Source organism: Embleya sp. NPDC059237, assembly GCF_042754105.1.
In the GTDB taxonomy this organism is placed as follows: Bacteria; Actinomycetota; Actinomycetes; order Streptomycetales; family Streptomycetaceae; genus Embleya.
On sequence record NZ_JBHZAE010000001.1, the window covers coordinates 347,268 to 363,775 of the forward strand.

The following is a 16,508-nucleotide window of genomic DNA, read 5'->3' on the forward strand; positions in this document are numbered from 1 at the left end:
GCGCCCCACTCGATATGCCGACTTCAGATCGAGAAGAGACGACAGCATGACCGATCAGGTGACAGGAGCCCAAGCGCTGATCCGCTCCCTGGAAGCCGCAGGGGTGGACACGGTCTTCGGCATTCCCGGGGGCGCGATTCTTCCCGCCTACGATCCGATGATGGACTCGACGAAGGTGCGCCACGTCCTGGTCCGGCACGAGCAGGGTGCCGGCCACGCCGCCGAGGGATACGCCCAGGCCACCGGCAAGGTCGGGGTGTGCATGGCCACTTCGGGCCCCGGCGCGACCAACCTGGTGACCCCGATCGCCGACGCGCACATGGACTCGGTCCCGATCGTCGCCATCACCGGCCAGGTGGCCAGCGCCGCGATCGGTACGGACGCCTTCCAGGAGGCGGACATCTGCGGCATCACGATGCCGATCACCAAGCACAACTTCCTGGTCACCGACCCGGCCGAGATCGCGCCCACGATCGCCGCGGCGTTCCACATCGCCTCCACCGGCCGGCCCGGCCCGGTCCTGGTCGACATCTCCAAGGACGCCCTCCAGGCGACCACGGACTTCGTCTGGAACGGCACCCCCGAACTGCCCGGCTACCGCCCGGTCACCCGGCCGCACGCCAAGCAGATCCGCGAGGCCGCCCGGCTGCTCAGCGAGGCCAAGCGCCCGGTCCTGTACGTCGGCGGCGGCGTGCTCAAGGCACACGCGTCGGCCGAGCTGAAGATCCTCGCCGAGCTGACCGGCGCGCCCGTGGTCACCACGCTGATGGCGCTCGGCGCGTTCCCGGACAGCCACCCGCAACACCTGGGCATGCCCGGGATGCACGGCACCGTCGCCGCCGTCACCGCGCTGCAGAAGTCGGACCTGATCTTCGCCCTGGGTGCCCGCTTCGACGACCGGGTCACCGGCCGGCTGGACACCTTCGCGCCGCACGCCACCATCGTGCACGCCGACATCGACCCCGCCGAGATCTCCAAGAACCGCACCGCCGACGTGCCGATCGTCGGCGACGCCCGCGAGGTGATCGCCGACCTGGTGGTCGCGGTCCAGGCCGAGCACGAGGCCGGCCGGTTCGGCGACTACCAGGAGTGGTGGACCGCGCTGAACCGCTGGCGCGACACCTACCCGCTGGGCTACGACCTGCCGGCCGACGGCTCGCTGTCGCCACAGCTGGTGATCGAGCGCCTCGGCGCGATCTCCGGGCCGGACACGATCTTCGCCTCCGGCGTCGGGCAACACCAGATGTGGGCCTCGCAGTTCATCCGCTACGAGAAGCCGTACACCTGGCTCAACTCCGGCGGCGCCGGGACCATGGGTTATTCGGTGCCCGCCGCGATGGGCGCCAAGGCCGGCATGCCGGACACCACGGTGTGGGCGATCGACGGCGACGGCTGCTTCCAGATGACCAACCAGGAACTGGTCACCTGCGCGGTCAACAACATCCCGATCAAGGTCGCCATCATCAACAACGGCACCCTGGGTATGGTCCGCCAGTGGCAGACGCTCTTCTACAACGAGCGCTACTCCAACACCGACCTGCAGAGCCGCCGGCTGCCCGACTTCGTCAAGCTCGCCGAGGCGATGGGCTGCGTCGGACTGCGCTGCGAGAGCCCGGACCAGCTGGACGAGACCATCCACAAGGCGATGTCGATCAACGACGCGCCCGTGGTCATCGACTTCGTCGTCCACCAGGACGCAATGGTGTGGCCGATGGTCGCGGCCGGTTCCTCCAACGACGAGGTCATGGCGGCGCGCGACGTGCGTCCCGACTTCGGCGACTCGGACGACTGAACAGGCCGACAGGGCATCAGGAAGGCATAGGAGTCCAGCGATCATGTCCAAGCACACCCTTTCGGTCCTCGTCGAGAACAAGCCCGGTGTCCTCGCCCGGATCACCGCCCTGTTCTCGCGTCGGGGCTTCAACATCGACTCGCTCGCGGTCGGCACCACCGAGCATCCGGACATCTCCCGGATCACCATCGTGGTCAGCGTGGTCGAGGAACTGCCGCTGGAGCAGGTGACCAAGCAGCTGAACAAGCTGGTCAACGTGCTCAAGATCGTCGAGCTGGACCCGCCCGCGTCGGTGCAGCGCCAACTCCTGCTGGTCAAGGTGCGCGCCGATCACGAGACCCGCTCGCAGGTGGTGGAGATCGTCCAGCTCTTCCGCGCCAAGACGGTCGACGTCTCGCCGGAGGCGGTCACCGTCGAGGCCACCGGCGGCCCCGACAAGCTCGCCGCGATGTTGCGCATGCTGGAGCCGTTCGGCATCAAGGAACTCGTCCAGTCCGGCGTCGTGGCCATCGGCCGCGGCGGCCGCTCGATCACCGACCGCTCGCTGCGGTCGGTGGAGCGCTCGGCCTGACACCGGCTCGGCCGGACCCCCCAACCCCCGGTCCGGCACGGTCCACATTGCAGACCGCGGACCCGCGGCCCGCTCGTGATTTGGGAAGATGACGAGCGGGGCGTGGCCCCCGGAAACACCCGTCTTGAAGGAGAACCCCGAAGTGGCCGAGCTGTTCTACGACGACGACGCCGACCTGTCCATCATTCAGAACCGCAAGGTCGCGGTGCTCGGCTACGGCAGCCAGGGCCACGCCCACGCGCTGTCCCTGCGGGACTCCGGCGTCGACGTGCGGGTCGGTCTGCTGGAGGGCTCGAAGAGCCGGACCAAGGCCGAGGAGGCCGGTCTGCGCGTGGTCACCCCCGCCGAGGCCGCCGCCGAGGCGAGCGTCATCATGATCCTCACCCCGGACCCGGTCCAGGCCAAGGTCTACGCGGAGGCCGTGGAGCCCAACCTCCAGGACGGCGACGCGCTGTTCTTCGGGCACGGCTTCAACATCCGGTTCGGCTTCATCAAGCCGCCGGCCAACATCGACGTGTGCATGGTCGCCCCCAAGGGCCCGGGCCACCTCGTGCGCCGGCAGTACGAAGAGGGTCGCGGCGTGCCGTGCATCGTCGCGGTCGAGCAGGACGCGTCGGGCCAGGCCCTCGCGCTCGCGCTCTCCTACGCGAAGGGCATCGGCGGCACCCGCGCCGGCGTGATCAAGACCACCTTCACCGAGGAGACCGAGACCGACCTGTTCGGCGAGCAGGCGGTGCTCTGTGGTGGCGCCTCGGCGCTGGTCAAGGCGGGCTTCGAGACCCTGGTCGAGGCCGGCTACCAGCCGGAGATCGCCTACTTCGAGTGCATGCACGAGCTGAAGCTGATCGTCGACCTCATGTACGAGGGCGGCCTGGAGAAGATGCGCTGGTCGGTCTCCGAGACCGCCGAGTGGGGCGACTACATCACCGGCCCCCGGATCATCACCGCCGACACCAAGGCGGAGATGAAGAAGGTCCTCGCCGAGATCCAGGACGGCTCGTTCGCGACCGCGTGGATGGCGGAGTACGAGGCGGGTCTGCCCAAGTACAAGGAGTACGTGAAGGCGGACGCCGAGCACAAGCTGGAGACCACCGGCAAGGAGCTGCGCAAGATGATGAGCTGGGTGACCAACGAGGCCTGATCCTCGACGAGTTGCCCGCCACACGGCGGCATGGGTGCCCCGGACCGGATCGGTCCGGGGCACTTTCCGGATCGGGCCCTCGCCGTTCACGCGGGCTTCACCACGCGTCGGTTTCGAGCGCCATCCGGGGATCGCTTGACTCGGCGATCATGAGTGATCCCTCGAAGATCCGCACCGTACTGAACCCCGATATGCCGCAGAGCGTGATCCCGCCCGGCAACGGCGGCACCACCGGTCCGAACGACAAGACCAAGGTCGAGGCGGGACAACTGCGGGCCTCCGCCAAGACGTTGCACGTGGCCGCCGGCGAGGTGAACACCCTACGGTCGGTGCCCGACGCACTGAGTGCCAGGACCGCGTTTGCCGGGTGGCAGTTGGCCGCCCCGCTGACCACCGCGCGGTGGAAGGACCAGATCACGCGGCTGACCGCCGATCTGGGCGAGATCTCCGACGGGCTGTACTCGATCGCCGACAACTACGACCGCAACGAGCACGCCGTCACCATCTCCCTTGCCGGGAAGGTGAGTTGACCGTGGTCGGCTTTGGCCGGCTGCGCGACCTGCGGATCGAGGCGCTACGCGAATCGGCCCAGGAGTTCTACGACTTCGCGTCCTGGTTGGACCACAACCAGCAGCTGATCCGGGTCGACGCGAGGGCGTTGACGGTCACCGGTGAGTGGGACGGGCCCTCCGCCAAGGCCACGCTGGCCCGATACCGGGGCCTGGACCAGGTGTTCGAGGGCGGCAAGACCGAACTCCGGGCGATCTGTGCGATCCTGCGCGACGCGGCGGACGACATCGGCGGGGCGAAGAAGCGGCTGACCGACGCGATCGCCGACGCCCAGGCACACGAGTTGACGGTGGCGAACGACGGCTCGCTCACGTGGGGACCGCTCAAGGCGCAGGGGCACCAGCCGGATCCGCAGGACATCGAGGCGCACACGAACCGGATGCGGGGACTGGCGGAGGAGTTCCGGCACAGGTTCGAGAGCGCGCTCGACGACGCGACCGACGCCGACGCGCGGGCCGCCTCGGCGCTCAAGGGCGACATCGGTACCAGCGGCACCTCGTTCAACGCGAACGCGGTCGGCGGCGGCGAACTGCCGGACTCGATCCGTGCCGCGGAGTTGGCCAAGCGGGTCGATTCGCTGACGCCGGAGGAGATCGAGGAGTTGCGCAACCTCCTGCACGGCAACGAGAAGTCGTCGATCTTCGCCACCAACCTGCTGAACACCCTGGGCCCCGAAGGGCTGTTGCAGCTCGAGACCGACGTGGTGAACAAGGGCCGGAACGGGACCGGCGTCAACATTCCCGAATCCACCATCGCCAAACTGCGCGCGATCCAGGACTCGCTGGGCGCCAACCTGGCCACCGCCACGCAGTCCACCGGTCAGCCGCACGTGACGCAGGCCTGGATCGACGGGCTCAAGGCGGCCGGCCGCAAGTCCTACGAACTCCGGGACATCCCCAAGCACCACCTCGCCGGATACCAGCTGATCGGCAACTGGCTGCACCAGGGGGACTGGGACACGCGGTTCCTCGCCGACGTGGGCAAGGACATGGTCGCCTTCGACCGGGACGGCTACCACCCGCACGAGCCCGTCCCACTGACGTCCGACCGTTTCCCGGTACTGGCTGCGGCGATGGGACCCGACGGGCACGACCTCGATCAGCTGTCCGGTCTGATGCACGCGCTCGGGCGCGACCCGAGCGCCGCCGAGCAGGTCTTCGACCCGAAGTCGGGCGACAACCTGCACTACCTGATGAAGCAGCGGGACTGGGGCAACGAGACCGGGCCCGGCTCGCCGGCCGACCTGTTCGGCCAGGCGTTCGAGGCTGCCACCACCGGGCATCCGGCGGGCACGACCACGGGCGGCGCGCACACCGAGGCGGGCGCGCGGATCTTCGCCGACGCGATGCACACCGTGGGCCAGGAGGGCCCCGGCGGGCACTTCGCCGACTACCGGGACAGTGTCACCAACGCGGTGGCCTCGTACATGCCCGACATCCACAACGAGTTGCGCAACGACCGCGCGGGCGGATCCTCGGGCCCGGACCCGCTGTTCCCGAACTCGGGCGAGGCCCGGGCCGTGTTCCTCGGCGGAACCCCCGACCACGACCTGATGCGCACGATGGCGGTCCTCGCCGAGGACCCCAGGGCGTTCCGGCAGATGACCGACGCCGAACACGCCTTCATCGCGGTCGGCCTGGAACGCATCTCGACCGGCAATCCGCCCGCCGGCATCTCCGCCGACCAACATCTGGCCGACTCGGCCCAGGTGGTCGGCATGCTGGACGAGGTGCGCACCGAGGCGATGCGGCACCAGCAGGTGGTCGGCGACAAGGAGTACAACGACCAGACCACCTGGACCGGCAAGGGCGCCGCCAACGTGGTCGCCGGCGCGGTCAAGATGAGCCCGCTGCCGACCATGGTCGCCGAGCCGCTGTCCCGGGTGGTCACCTTGACCGCCGACTACGCCGCGCAGCACAGCCAGGTGGACACCTCGGCACAGGCCGACCGCGAGATCGCCGACCAACACGCGTGGGGGCGCGGCTACATGCAGCAGATCGCCGCCGACTGGGCGCACACACACGGTCGGGACCACGAACTGCCCGGCTACGACACCACCTCGAACGTCAACTTCACCGTCGGCAAGGACCGGGCCAGGGAGGCGATGGGCCGGCCGTGAGGGCGATCCGCCCGACCGACCACGCGACCGCGCGCCCGGGCGCAACCCCCGCGCGCCGGCGCGCGTGTGCACCGTACCGGACGTGTCACACGGCCCGGCAGGGTGAGTGACGGGGGATGCGACCATGACCGAGGAGGAGGCGATCGCCGGTGTGTTCGGCGCGCTCGAACGTGATGTGGGTCGCCTCCTCGCCGCCGCTCCGGGCGCCGGGCGCCCCTCGATCCGGACGCTGTGCGCCCGGCGCAGGCGCATGCGCCGGGCGCTGTTCGGCGCCGGTCTGACGGTGACGCTGGTATGCCTCGCCGGGACTCGGTTGGCCGGTACACGGAACCGATCACTGCTTCGCGTGCGTGGGTGGGGGAGAGAAACCCGGGCCGGGGATTCGGCGACCCGAACCGGGATCGGATGCCCGCCCGGGGCCGGATAAAGTACCGGGTCACGGCAGGACGAAACACGCCGCGACGGGACGCGGGGGAACACAATGGGACGGGACAAGGGCGATCGCCCCGATTTCGACGTGTTCTACGCGGAGAGCCACGGCGCCCTGGTCGCCCACCTGTACGCGCTGACCGGGGATCTCGGCGAGGCCCAGGAGGCCGCGCAGGAGGCCTACATCCGGGCCTGGAAGGACTGGGACCGGATCAGCTCGTACGAGAACCCGGTCGCCTGGATCCGACTCGTCGGCCAGCGCATTGCGGTCAGCCGCTGGCGGCGCACCCGGACCGCGCTCAAGAGTTGGATCCGGCACGGTCCGGACCGCGACCTGCCCGCGCCGGGCCCCGAATCGGTCGCGCTGGTCACCGCGTTGCGGCAGATCCCCGAGGCGCAGCGGCGCGCGGTGGTGATGCACCACATGGGCGGCCTGTCGGTCGCCGAGATCGCCGCGCACGAGGGGGCGCCGGAGGGGACCATCAAGGCCCGCCTCTCGCGCGGCCGGGCCGCGCTCGCGGGGCTGCTCGCGGACGGCTCGGAAGCGGTCCGGACCGGGCCTTCCTGAACTCGTGTGCGAATCCCGTGTCGAACCCGTGTGCGCGTCGGGTGTCGGTGCGCGTCGGCCGGGCGCCGTGCCGGCGCGCGGGGGACCGTCGCCCGCGCGATCCGGATGCGTCGAAGCTGGCGGATCCGGGAAACCCGAAGGAATTGGCCTCCGGTTCACATGCCACCGGTGCATTCGAGGCAGCATGCTTGAACGAGGCAGTGCTATCGCCGCACCGGACTTGCCGTTCCGGTCCGACATCGTGGAGCGTGAGACACATGAGGGGCAGAGGGGACTCGGGTCGGGAGACGACCGTGCCGGCTCGCGGTGGCTTCCCGGAACGGACGCTGCGGCAGGACGAGTTGCGCGCGGAGCGGCCGGCCGTGGTCGACGACGACATCTTCGGCGACCTCTACCTCGACTTCGAGGACGCGCCGACCCGGGCGCCGGTCGAGCCGCCGGCCGCACCGGAGCCCGCGGCCGAACCGGTCGTCGAGGCACGGGCGCCGCGGGGGTTCGACGACACCTTCGCGGACGGGACGGACGATCCGCCGGCCCCGGCGGACCGGCCGGAATTCGACCACGACGCCGAACCGGCGCAGCGGCCGGATCCCGACCACGCGCCGACCGCGGTCGGCGAGCACGACGGCGCGGCGCGGGCGGCATCCCCGTGGGACCGGGCGCCCCGACCGGCCGAGACCTTCGAGGCCGAGGGGGAGGCCGCCGAGCCCGCGCCCGACCCGGTGCCGCACACGGTGACCCGGCCCGCGGTGGGCGCGCAGTCCCGGGCCGCGGCGGTGCCCCCGCCGCCCACGATCGCCGCCGCCGGCTCCACCGACACCACGGTCCCCGCCGCGCACGCGGTGCCGCCCCCGCCCTCGGTGCCGCCGATGCCCACGGAGCCGCCGCGCGTGCCGGAGCCGCCGCACACGCCCGAGGCGGCCCGCGTGCCGCAGACGCCCTACGCACCCGACGCGGCGCGCGTACCCGAAACGCCCCACGCTCCGGAGGCGGCCCCGACGCCCGACTCGCAGACCGAACTGCTACCGGTCGCCGTGCCCGCCGCCGACGCCGTCGAGGAGCCCGACGAACTCGACGTGCCCACCACCTCGCGCAGCGACAGCCTGCGCCGCGCCGAGGCGACCGAGGAGGAGATCCGCGCCCGCAGCGGCCCGCCGCTCGGCGTGCAGGCGTCCGCCTGGTCCACCTCCTCCCACCCCGGCCGCCGCCGGGCCGCCCGCCGCGAACGGCGCGGCCTGGGCCCGGAGCTGACCGCCCGGGACAACGACGACCGCTACGCCGCGACGGGCGAGGTGTTCATCGTCGCCGACGGCCTCGGCGGCCACCCCGCCGGTTGGTACGCGGCCGACGTCGCGGTCCGCACCCTGGTGTCCGAACTCGCCGCCGCCGACCTGGCCGCGGGCTGGAGCGACCGGCTCGGCGCGGCGATCGCGGTGGCCGACCTGGCGGTGCGCCGGCACGGGGTCGCGCAGTACGAGGGCATGCGTACCACCGTGGTGGCCGCCGTCCTGCAACACGGCCGGCTGCACCTGGCCGGCTGCGGCGACAGCGTGTGCTGGCTGGTCCGCGGCGGTCGGGCGTTCCGGCTCACCGAACAGGGCAACGCCGCGGAGTTCGGCCGCCCCTGGCTGCTCACCTCCACCCCCCTCGGCGGCTCCCAGGCGCCCGAACCCGAATTGCAACGCATCGAACTGCACCCCGGGGACCGTGTGGTCCTCGCCACGGACGGCGTCGGCCACCTGCCCGACGAAACGGTCGCCGACCTGGTGCACGGCGACCCCTTCCACGCCGCAACGACCTTGACCAGGACGGCCGTCGAGAGCGGTGACGACGACGCCACGGCGGTCGTGGTCGAATGCGACGCACTGCCCGTTCCGGAAGGTCATCGCTCCGGCGCCGACCCCAGGGAACAATCGGAGGATGCGTCGGGTACCCCCGGGGCCCTACGGTCGGACGGCGGAACGGCCTGGTGACGGTTCACCGGGCGAAGATGGGCGATGCCCCAGGGCGGGGCACGAGACCGGACGGATGGCGATGCTCGAACTGATCCTCACCGTGGCGACGTCGGACGACGCCGACCAGCAGGAGTCGGACCTGGCCCGGCCGCGCACGGTGAAGGTGCAAAGCGAGCCCGGCAAGAAGATCGCGATCGGCCGGGACCCGTCGCGCTGTGGCCTGGTCACGCCGAAGGACTGGCGTTTCGTATCGCGCGTGCACCTGGAGTTCGTCTACTCCCTGGAACGCGGCTGGAGCGTGGAATGGCTCCAGGGTTCGCATCCGCGCCCGGTGGCGCTGGTCCAGATCGACCGCGAGGGCGTGTCCGAACCGGTGCCCTACGGCGCGACGCTGCCGCTGGGTTCGCTGCGCCCGGGCCGGGTGGTGGTCACCGACCTCGCCCGGCGACGCCGGGTCCTGGTGGAGTGGCGGGTGTCCCTGCCGCAACGCCCCGGCGAGGAGCCGACCGAGCCCGACGTCGGCGTGCCCGAGACCCAGGACGTCGCGCCGTTCGTGCTGCAGAACCGCCTCTCCGAGACGGAGATGGAGGTGCTGGCCGCGCTGTCCTGCGACTGGGTGCACGGCCGTCCGGTCAAACGCGCCAAGTCGACCAAGGAACTGTGCGACCTGCTGCACCTGTCCGCCGCGACGGTCGAGCGGTACAAGACCAAGTTGCGCCGCGAGTTCTACAGCTCCGGCCTGTGCCCGGAGCTGAACTCCCTGCTCGGTCCGAACTACCTCGACACCGTGCGGCACGTGCACGGCGGCTGGGACCTGATAGCGCAGACGGCGGTTACCCACGGAATAACGGGACGCGGTCCCTGTCCGTGTGGTGCCGACGCCCCGCACGCGGGTACCAGGTGAGCGGTGGGACCCGGGAGGGGGCGAGGGGAAAATGCTCGAACTGAACATGTCGTTCACGGCGTTGCAGGACGGCCGCGAGGCGGAACGTGATCCGCTGCCGAGCCCCAAGAGCGTGCGCACGCCCGCCGTGGCGGGCGCGCGGGTGTTCGTGGGCCGCGATCCCAGCACGTGTCGACCGCTGCTGACCCCGCACGACTGGCTGTTCGTCTCCCGCAAGCACCTCGTGTTCGAGTACAGCGAGGATCGCGGCTGGACGGTGGAATGGCCGCGCGGGACACGGGACACACCGGTGGCGATCGTGCGGATCAAGCGCGGCGAGACCTCGCAGGACATGCCGTACGGTGCGATCCTGCCGCTGCCGGCGCGGACCAGCGGCAGCATCCTGGTCAGCGATCTGGCCCGCCGACGCAGCGTGGTGCTCGCGTGGCGCGCGATGCAGCCGATCCGGCCGTCGGACTCGGGCGGTATCGGGTTCGGCGGCATCCAGGACACGATCGACGTGGGCCCGGATCAGTTGCGCGCCAAGCTGCAGGGGGTGCGTCTGGAGGTGCTGGCGGCGATGTCGTGCGACTGGATCCACGGCCGGGCCACCAAGCGTCCGCGCACCACCGACGAGTTGTGCGAGATGTTGTACATGGCCAAGGCCACGGTCGAGCGCTGCAAGACCGAATTGCGCAGGGATTTCTACAGTTCGGAGCTTTGCCCCGAGCTGAACCATCTGTTGGGACCCGACTACCTGGACACCACGCCGCACGTCCACGGCGGGTGGGACCTGATCGCGCAGACCGCGGTCGTCTGCGGCATTGTGGGTGGCGAACCGTGCCCGTGCGCCCGGCGCGGCGGTTCGATCGACTGAACGGCGGGCCGGCCCGAGGGGTGGGACGGCACGGGGGACGGACCGAGGATCTGACGACCAGGAGCGTGGGGGAGGAACCGGTGCTCGATCTCAACATGGCGTCGACGTCGGGGGCGGACGACGCGGCGACGGTTGCCATGCTGATGGCAAGCGCGCCGAGCCGGCCGGGGGCGACGTTGGCGGTCGGTCGCGACGCGACCCGCTGCCACCTCGTGACACCGGCCGACTGGCTGTTCGTGTCCAGGGTGCATCTCGAATTCCAGTGTGGCGACGACGGCGTCTGGTGGGTCACCTGGCGGCGCGGCTCGCAGGACGCGCCGGTGGCCGAGGTACAGGTCGACGACGGCGAAGCGCGCCTGCTGCCCTACGGCGGCACCGCGCCGCTGCCCCGGCCCGGGTCCGGCGAGGTGGTCATCCTCGACCTCAACGGGCAGCGCCGGGTCACCATCGGCTGGTTCCTGGCGGCCGACTGAGCACCGCCCCGGGTCGCCCGGGGAGGCCGTCGATCGGCACCTGTACCTGACTGATCGTCAGAAACCGTGCCTCGCACGCCTGCGTCCACACATCGGACATCTGTGAAGTCCTTCACAAGGCGGCGGTAGGATCGGCCACGCGTCAGGCCACCCGTCGTGCGGCTTCGCGCGCGACCATCCGTCATCGCAGCAGGCGAAGGAAAACCGTGAGCAAGCCCGTCGTTCTGATCGCCGAGGAACTGTCGCCGGCCACCGTCGACGCCCTCGGACCCGACTTCGAGATCCGCCACTGCGACGGTGCCGACCGCGGTGAGCTGCTGTCCGCGATCGCCGACGTCGACGCCATCCTGATCCGCAGCGCCACCAAGGTGGACGCCGAGGCGATTGCCGCGGCCCGGCGGCTCAAGGTCGTCGCGCGCGCCGGCGTGGGTCTGGACAACGTCGACGTCCCCGCCGCCACCAAGGCCGGCGTGATGGTCGTCAACGCGCCCACCTCGAACATCGTCACCGCCGCCGAACTGGCCTGCGGCCTGATCATCTCGGTCGCGCGCAACATCCCGCAGGGCAGCGCCGCGCTCAAGAACGGCGAGTGGAAGCGCAGCAAGTACACCGGCGTCGAGCTGTCCGAGAAGACCCTCGGCGTGGTCGGCCTGGGCCGGATCGGCGTCCTGGTCGCGCAGCGCATGTCCGCGTTCGGGATGAACATCGTGGCCTACGACCCCTACGTGCAGCCCGCCCGCGCCGCGCAGATGGGCGTGCGACTGCTCACCCTGGACGAGGTCCTGGAGCAGTCCGACTTCATCACCGTGCACCTGCCGAAGACCCCGGAGACGCTGGGCCTGATCGGCGAGGACGCGCTGCGCCGGGTCAAGCCGACGGTGCGGATCGTCAACGCCGCGCGCGGCGGGATCGTCGACGAGGTCGCGCTGGCGTCCGCGCTCAAGGAGGGCCGGGTCGCCGGCGCCGGGCTCGACGTGTTCGCCAAGGAGCCGTGCACGGACAGCCCGCTGTTCGAGTTCGACAACGTGGTGGCCACGCCACACCTGGGCGCGAGCACCGACGAGGCGCAGGAGAAGGCCGGCGTCGCGGTGGCCAAGTCGGTTCGGCTCGCGCTCGCCGGCGAACTGGTGCCGGACGCGGTCAACGTGCAGGGCGGCGTGATCGCCGAGGACGTACGTCCGGGCCTGCCGCTCGCCGAGAAGCTGGGCCGGATCTTCACCGCCCTGGCCGGCGGCGTCGCGGTCCGCCTCGACGTCGAGGTGCGCGGCGAGATCACCCAGCACGATGTGAAGGTGCTGGAGCTGGCGGCGCTCAAGGGCGTGTTCGCCGACGTGGTGGAGGAATCGGTCTCCTACGTCAACGCCCCCCTGCTCGCGCAGGAGCGCGGCGTGGAGATCCGGCTCACCACCGGCTCGGAGAGCCCCGACCACCGCAACCTGGTCACGGTGCGCGGCACGCTCGCCGACGGCGAGGAGATCTCGGTCTCCGGCACCCTCGCGGGCCCCAAGAACATCGAGAAGATCGTCGAGGTGCACGGCTTCGACGTGGACCTGGTGCTCACCGCGCACATGGTCTTCCTGCGCTACGCCGACAAGCCCGGCGTGGTCGGCGTGATCGGCCGCCACCTCGGCGAGGCGGGCGTCAACATCGCCGGCATGCAGGTCGCCCGCGCCGCCAAGGGCGGCGAGGCGCTGGTCGCGCTGACCGTCGACACCACGGTCGAGCCGCAGATCCTGAACGCCATCGCCGAGGAGATCGGCGCCGCGTTCGTGCGCTCGGTGAACCTGGAGGACTGAGTTTCGTCCGGTCGACCGGACGAAACCGGTCGAGCGACACGGCGGACTCGATGAGGAAGGGCCCGGATACCCCAAGGGGTGCCCGGGCCCTTCCTCGTTGTCGACCCGCCTCGGCGCGCCGACGACGTTCCGCTACGCCGGGTGGGGGTTGTCGGTCTCAGATAGTAGGAACTCCGAGTAAATTGCAGACATCGATGTCGTTCGTCGCCTACCGTGAAGGAAGACGGCTCCTTCCGTTTCCGGAAATCCCCGTACGGCAGGAAATTTCGGCACGCCCACAAGGCCCTCGCACGTGTCCGTCGCACACCGTGTAATCACCGGCCTTGTGAAGGAAGTGCAGTCATGGACGAAACCACGCGCCGCAACGCCGCCCGAGCCCTCCAGCGCGCCCTCGACCGGCGCGACAACGGAGGCCCGGCCGACGAGGAGCGCTGAGCGTCCCATCATCCGGACGCCGCATGTCGGCCCATGGGACGAAAGGTAGGGTCCCCGCATGTCTCGCAGCATTCGTCTCGCAGTGGTTCCCGGTGACGGCATCGGCCAGGAAGTGGTCGCGGAGGGTCTGAAGGTCCTCGGCGCCGTACTCCCCGCCGACGTCAAGGTGGAGACCACCGAGTACGACCTCGGTGCCCGCCTGTACCACCGCACGGGAGAGACGCTGCCCGACAGCGTGCTCGCCGAGTTGCGCGACCGGGACGCGATCCTGCTCGGCGCCATCGGCGACCCGAGCGTGCCCTCGGGGGTCCTGGAGCGGGGCCTGCTGCTCAAGCTCCGCTTCGCCTTCGACCACCACGTCAACCTGCGCCCGGCCCGCCTGGCGCCGGGCGTCGTCTCACCCCTCGGACCCGACGCGAAGATCGACTTCGTGGTGGTCCGCGAGGGCACCGAGGGCCCGTACACCGGCAACGGCGGCTCGCTGCGCACCGGCACCGAGCACGAGGTGGCCACCGAGGTCAGCGTCAACACCGCGTTCGGCATCGAGCGGGTCGTGCGCGACGCGTTCGCCCGCGCCCAGGCCCGGCCGCGCAAGAAGCTGACCCTGGTGCACAAGAACAACGTGCTGGTCCACGCCGGACACCTGTGGACGCGGATCTTCCAGGCCGTGGCCGCCGACTTCCCCGACGTCACCACCGACTACCTGCACGTGGACGCGGCGACCATCTTCATGGTCACCCAGCCCGAGCGCTTCGACGTGATCGTCACCGACAACCTCTTCGGCGACATCATCACCGACCTCGCCGCCGCCATCGCGGGCGGCATCGGCCTCGCGGCCAGCGGGAACATCAACCCGTCGGGCGAGTTCCCGTCCATGTTCGAGCCGGTACACGGCTCCGCGCCGGACATCGCCGGCCAGGGCAAGGCCGACCCCACCGCCGCGGTGTTGTCGGTGGCCATGCTGCTCGAACACCTCGGCCGGACCGAGGAGGCCCGCCGGGTCGAGGCCGCCGTGTACGCCGACCTCGCCGAGCGGGCGACCCTCGGCGCGCGCACCACGTCGCAGATCGGCGACGCGCTCGCCGCCCGAGTAGCCGGCTGATTCGCCGGCCACCACCACGTCCGTCGACCGGGACCGTCGACGCGTGCCCCCTGCCGGACCGGCGAATCGGTCGTTCGGCGGGACGGGGGCCGCGCCTGTCGGGATCCCGGTCGACTGCGTTAACGTCTCACCGGGTGGAACGCGGGTGCGGTTCCCGGGACACTTCCAGTACGTCCATGTGCGGGAAGCCGGGTACTCGCAGCCCCGGCCCCGCCATACTCCACGGTGAAGGACGAGAACCAGCCATGACGACTGCCGCCCCGCAGGAGCCCTCCCTCCAGGCACCCCTGTCGATCGACCTCAAGCCCACCTCGCATCCGCTGAGCGACGCCGAACGCGCCACGCGTCTGGAGAACCCGGGCTTCGGCCGGGTGTTCACCGAGCACATGGTGACGATCAAGTGGAGCGCCGGACGCGGCTGGTACGACGCGCAGCTCACCCCCTACGCGTCCCTGGACATCGACCCCGCGAACATGACGCTGCACTACGCGCAGTCCATCTTCGAAGGGCTCAAGGCCTACCGCCGCCCCGACGGCAGCGTGGCCACCTTCCGGCCCTACGCCAACGCCGAGCGCTTCCAGCACTCCGCGCGCCGCCTGGCCATGCCGGAGCTGCCCCAGGACCTGTTCGTGGCCGCGGTGGACGCGCTGATCCGCCAGGACATCGCCTGGGTGCCCGGCGCGCCCGAGGAGAGCCTGTACATCCGGCCCTTCATGTTCGCCACCGAGGTCGGACTCGGCGTGCGTCCCTCGAACGAGTTCCTGTTCGTGGTGATCGCCTCGCCCGCGGGCCCGTACTTCGCGGGCGGCGTCAAGCCGGTCTCGGTCTGGCTCTCGCAGGAGTACGTGCGCGCGGTGCCCGGTGGCACCGGCGCGGCCAAGTGCGCCGGCAACTACGCCGCGTCACTGGTTGCCCAGGCCCAGGCCATCGAGCAGGGCTGTGACCAGGTGGTCTGGCTGGACGCGGTGGAGCGTCGCTGGATCGAGGAGATGGGCGGGATGAACCTGTACTTCGTGTACGGGGAGGGCAAGGACGCGCGGATCGTCACCCCGCGCCTGACCGGCTCGCTGCTGCCCGGCATCACCCGCGACTCGCTGCTGCGGCTGGCCGCCGACCGTGGCTACGCGGCGGAGGAGGCGCAGATCTCGGTCGACGACTGGCGCGAGGGCAACGCGGACGGCACCCTCACCGAGGTCTTCGCCTGCGGCACCGCCGCGGTGATCACCCCGGTCGGCTCGGTCAAGTCCACCACCGCGAACTGGACCGTCGGCACGGGCGAGGCAGGCCCGATCACCATGGAACTCCGCAAGGCCCTGGTCGACATCCAAACGGGCCGTGCGGACGACGTGCACGGCTGGACGCACGGGATCTAACCGCGCTTCGCGCGGTGGCGGCTGTGCCGCCGGCGGCCTCCGGCCGCTCTCCTCGCTGCGCTCGTCGATCACCGGTCGACGATCACATCGTGGGCGCTGACGCGCCGGGGAGCGGCCGGATCCGCAGCGGCCACTGCGGGCCGGCCTCATCCCCGCGTCGTCGTCGTGCGCCGTTCACGCCCGCGACCGCGCAGACGGCCGGTCGTGGGCGGCGGCGTGCGCCGTTTTACGCAGTAATCCGCGGCTCGTCCACCTGACGCAACGGGTGGAGCGGGTGGGCGAACAAAAATCCGCACCGACCACATGGTGAGACCGCCCGACCACGCGCCGCCGAGTATGCCAAAATCGAAACCATGCAGCAGTGGCTCATTATTAGCCGCAGCGTGCCGGCAACGGGCCGATCCCCCCACAAGGGGTGAGCGAA

Annotated in this window: 12 protein-coding genes and 1 pseudogene; all 13 read left to right on the top strand. The window is 70.8% G+C overall.

Annotated elements, in window-relative coordinates:
- Positions 1-19: 19 nt before the first annotated feature.
- Positions 20-1,792, top strand: a pseudogene (locus ACFXKZ_RS01480) (acetolactate synthase large subunit); the annotation flags it as partial.
- Between the two features lie 43 nt (positions 1,793-1,835).
- Entirely contained in the window at positions 1,836-2,363 is a 528-nt protein-coding gene (ilvN, locus tag ACFXKZ_RS01485; RefSeq protein WP_020556335.1) for an acetolactate synthase small subunit, read from the top strand.
- Positions 2,364-2,505: 142 nt separating this feature from the next.
- Complete coding sequence (gene ilvC, locus ACFXKZ_RS01490; RefSeq protein WP_078979205.1) at positions 2,506-3,504, top strand: ketol-acid reductoisomerase; 999 nt, start codon at positions 2,506-2,508, stop codon at positions 3,502-3,504.
- Positions 3,505-3,653: 149 nt separating this feature from the next.
- The gene (locus ACFXKZ_RS01495; RefSeq protein WP_379995180.1) at positions 3,654-4,034 is read left to right on the top strand and encodes a WXG100 family type VII secretion target; all 381 of its coding nucleotides are present in this window, start codon (positions 3,654-3,656) and stop codon (positions 4,032-4,034) included.
- A 2-nt stretch (positions 4,035-4,036) separates the two neighbouring features.
- The gene (locus ACFXKZ_RS01500) at positions 4,037-6,193 is read left to right on the top strand and encodes a hypothetical protein (RefSeq protein WP_379995182.1); all 2,157 of its coding nucleotides are present in this window, start codon (positions 4,037-4,039) and stop codon (positions 6,191-6,193) included.
- 481 nt (positions 6,194-6,674) lie between these two features.
- Entirely contained in the window at positions 6,675-7,190 is a 516-nt protein-coding gene (locus ACFXKZ_RS01505) for a SigE family RNA polymerase sigma factor (RefSeq protein ID WP_379995184.1), read from the top strand.
- A 257-nt stretch (positions 7,191-7,447) separates the two neighbouring features.
- The gene (locus ACFXKZ_RS01510) at positions 7,448-9,163 is read left to right on the top strand and encodes a protein phosphatase 2C domain-containing protein (protein WP_379995186.1); all 1,716 of its coding nucleotides are present in this window, start codon (positions 7,448-7,450) and stop codon (positions 9,161-9,163) included.
- A gap of 55 nt (positions 9,164-9,218) precedes the next feature.
- Positions 9,219-10,049: a hypothetical protein gene (locus ACFXKZ_RS01515; protein WP_078975295.1), complete on the top strand. Its 831-nt coding sequence runs from the start codon at positions 9,219-9,221 to the stop codon at positions 10,047-10,049.
- 31 nt (positions 10,050-10,080) lie between these two features.
- A complete protein-coding gene (locus tag ACFXKZ_RS01520) occupies positions 10,081-10,905 on the top strand; it encodes a hypothetical protein (protein WP_379995188.1) in 825 nt (274 codons plus the stop codon).
- A gap of 80 nt (positions 10,906-10,985) precedes the next feature.
- Positions 10,986-11,378, top strand: coding sequence for an FHA domain-containing protein (locus ACFXKZ_RS01525; protein WP_379995190.1), 393 nt, complete (start codon positions 10,986-10,988; stop codon positions 11,376-11,378).
- A 206-nt stretch (positions 11,379-11,584) separates the two neighbouring features.
- Positions 11,585-13,174, top strand: a complete 1,590-nt coding sequence (gene serA, locus ACFXKZ_RS01530) for a phosphoglycerate dehydrogenase (RefSeq protein WP_379995192.1) — start codon at positions 11,585-11,587, stop codon at positions 13,172-13,174.
- Between the two features lie 493 nt (positions 13,175-13,667).
- Entirely contained in the window at positions 13,668-14,711 is a 1,044-nt protein-coding gene (locus ACFXKZ_RS01535) for a 3-isopropylmalate dehydrogenase (RefSeq protein WP_078975292.1), read from the top strand.
- A gap of 245 nt (positions 14,712-14,956) precedes the next feature.
- On the top strand, positions 14,957-16,084 hold the full coding sequence (locus ACFXKZ_RS01540; RefSeq protein ID WP_379995194.1) for a branched-chain amino acid aminotransferase: 1,128 nt from the start codon (positions 14,957-14,959) through the stop codon (positions 16,082-16,084).
- The last annotated feature ends 424 nt before the right edge of the window (positions 16,085-16,508 follow it).

Coding starts and splice junctions, on each gene's coding strand:
- ilvN (WP_020556335.1), top strand. CDS start 1,836: ATGTCCAAGCACACCCTTTCGGTCCTCGTCGAGAACAAGCCCGGTGTC.
- ACFXKZ_RS01495 (WP_379995180.1), top strand. CDS start 3,654: ATGAGTGATCCCTCGAAGATCCGCACCGTACTGAACCCCGATATGCCG.
- ACFXKZ_RS01505 (WP_379995184.1), top strand. CDS start 6,675: ATGGGACGGGACAAGGGCGATCGCCCCGATTTCGACGTGTTCTACGCG.
- ACFXKZ_RS01510 (WP_379995186.1), top strand. CDS start 7,448: ATGAGGGGCAGAGGGGACTCGGGTCGGGAGACGACCGTGCCGGCTCGC.
- ACFXKZ_RS01515 (WP_078975295.1), top strand. CDS start 9,219: ATGGCGATGCTCGAACTGATCCTCACCGTGGCGACGTCGGACGACGCC.
- ACFXKZ_RS01520 (WP_379995188.1), top strand. CDS start 10,081: ATGCTCGAACTGAACATGTCGTTCACGGCGTTGCAGGACGGCCGCGAG.
- ACFXKZ_RS01535 (WP_078975292.1), top strand. CDS start 13,668: ATGTCTCGCAGCATTCGTCTCGCAGTGGTTCCCGGTGACGGCATCGGC.
- ACFXKZ_RS01540 (WP_379995194.1), top strand. CDS start 14,957: ATGACGACTGCCGCCCCGCAGGAGCCCTCCCTCCAGGCACCCCTGTCG.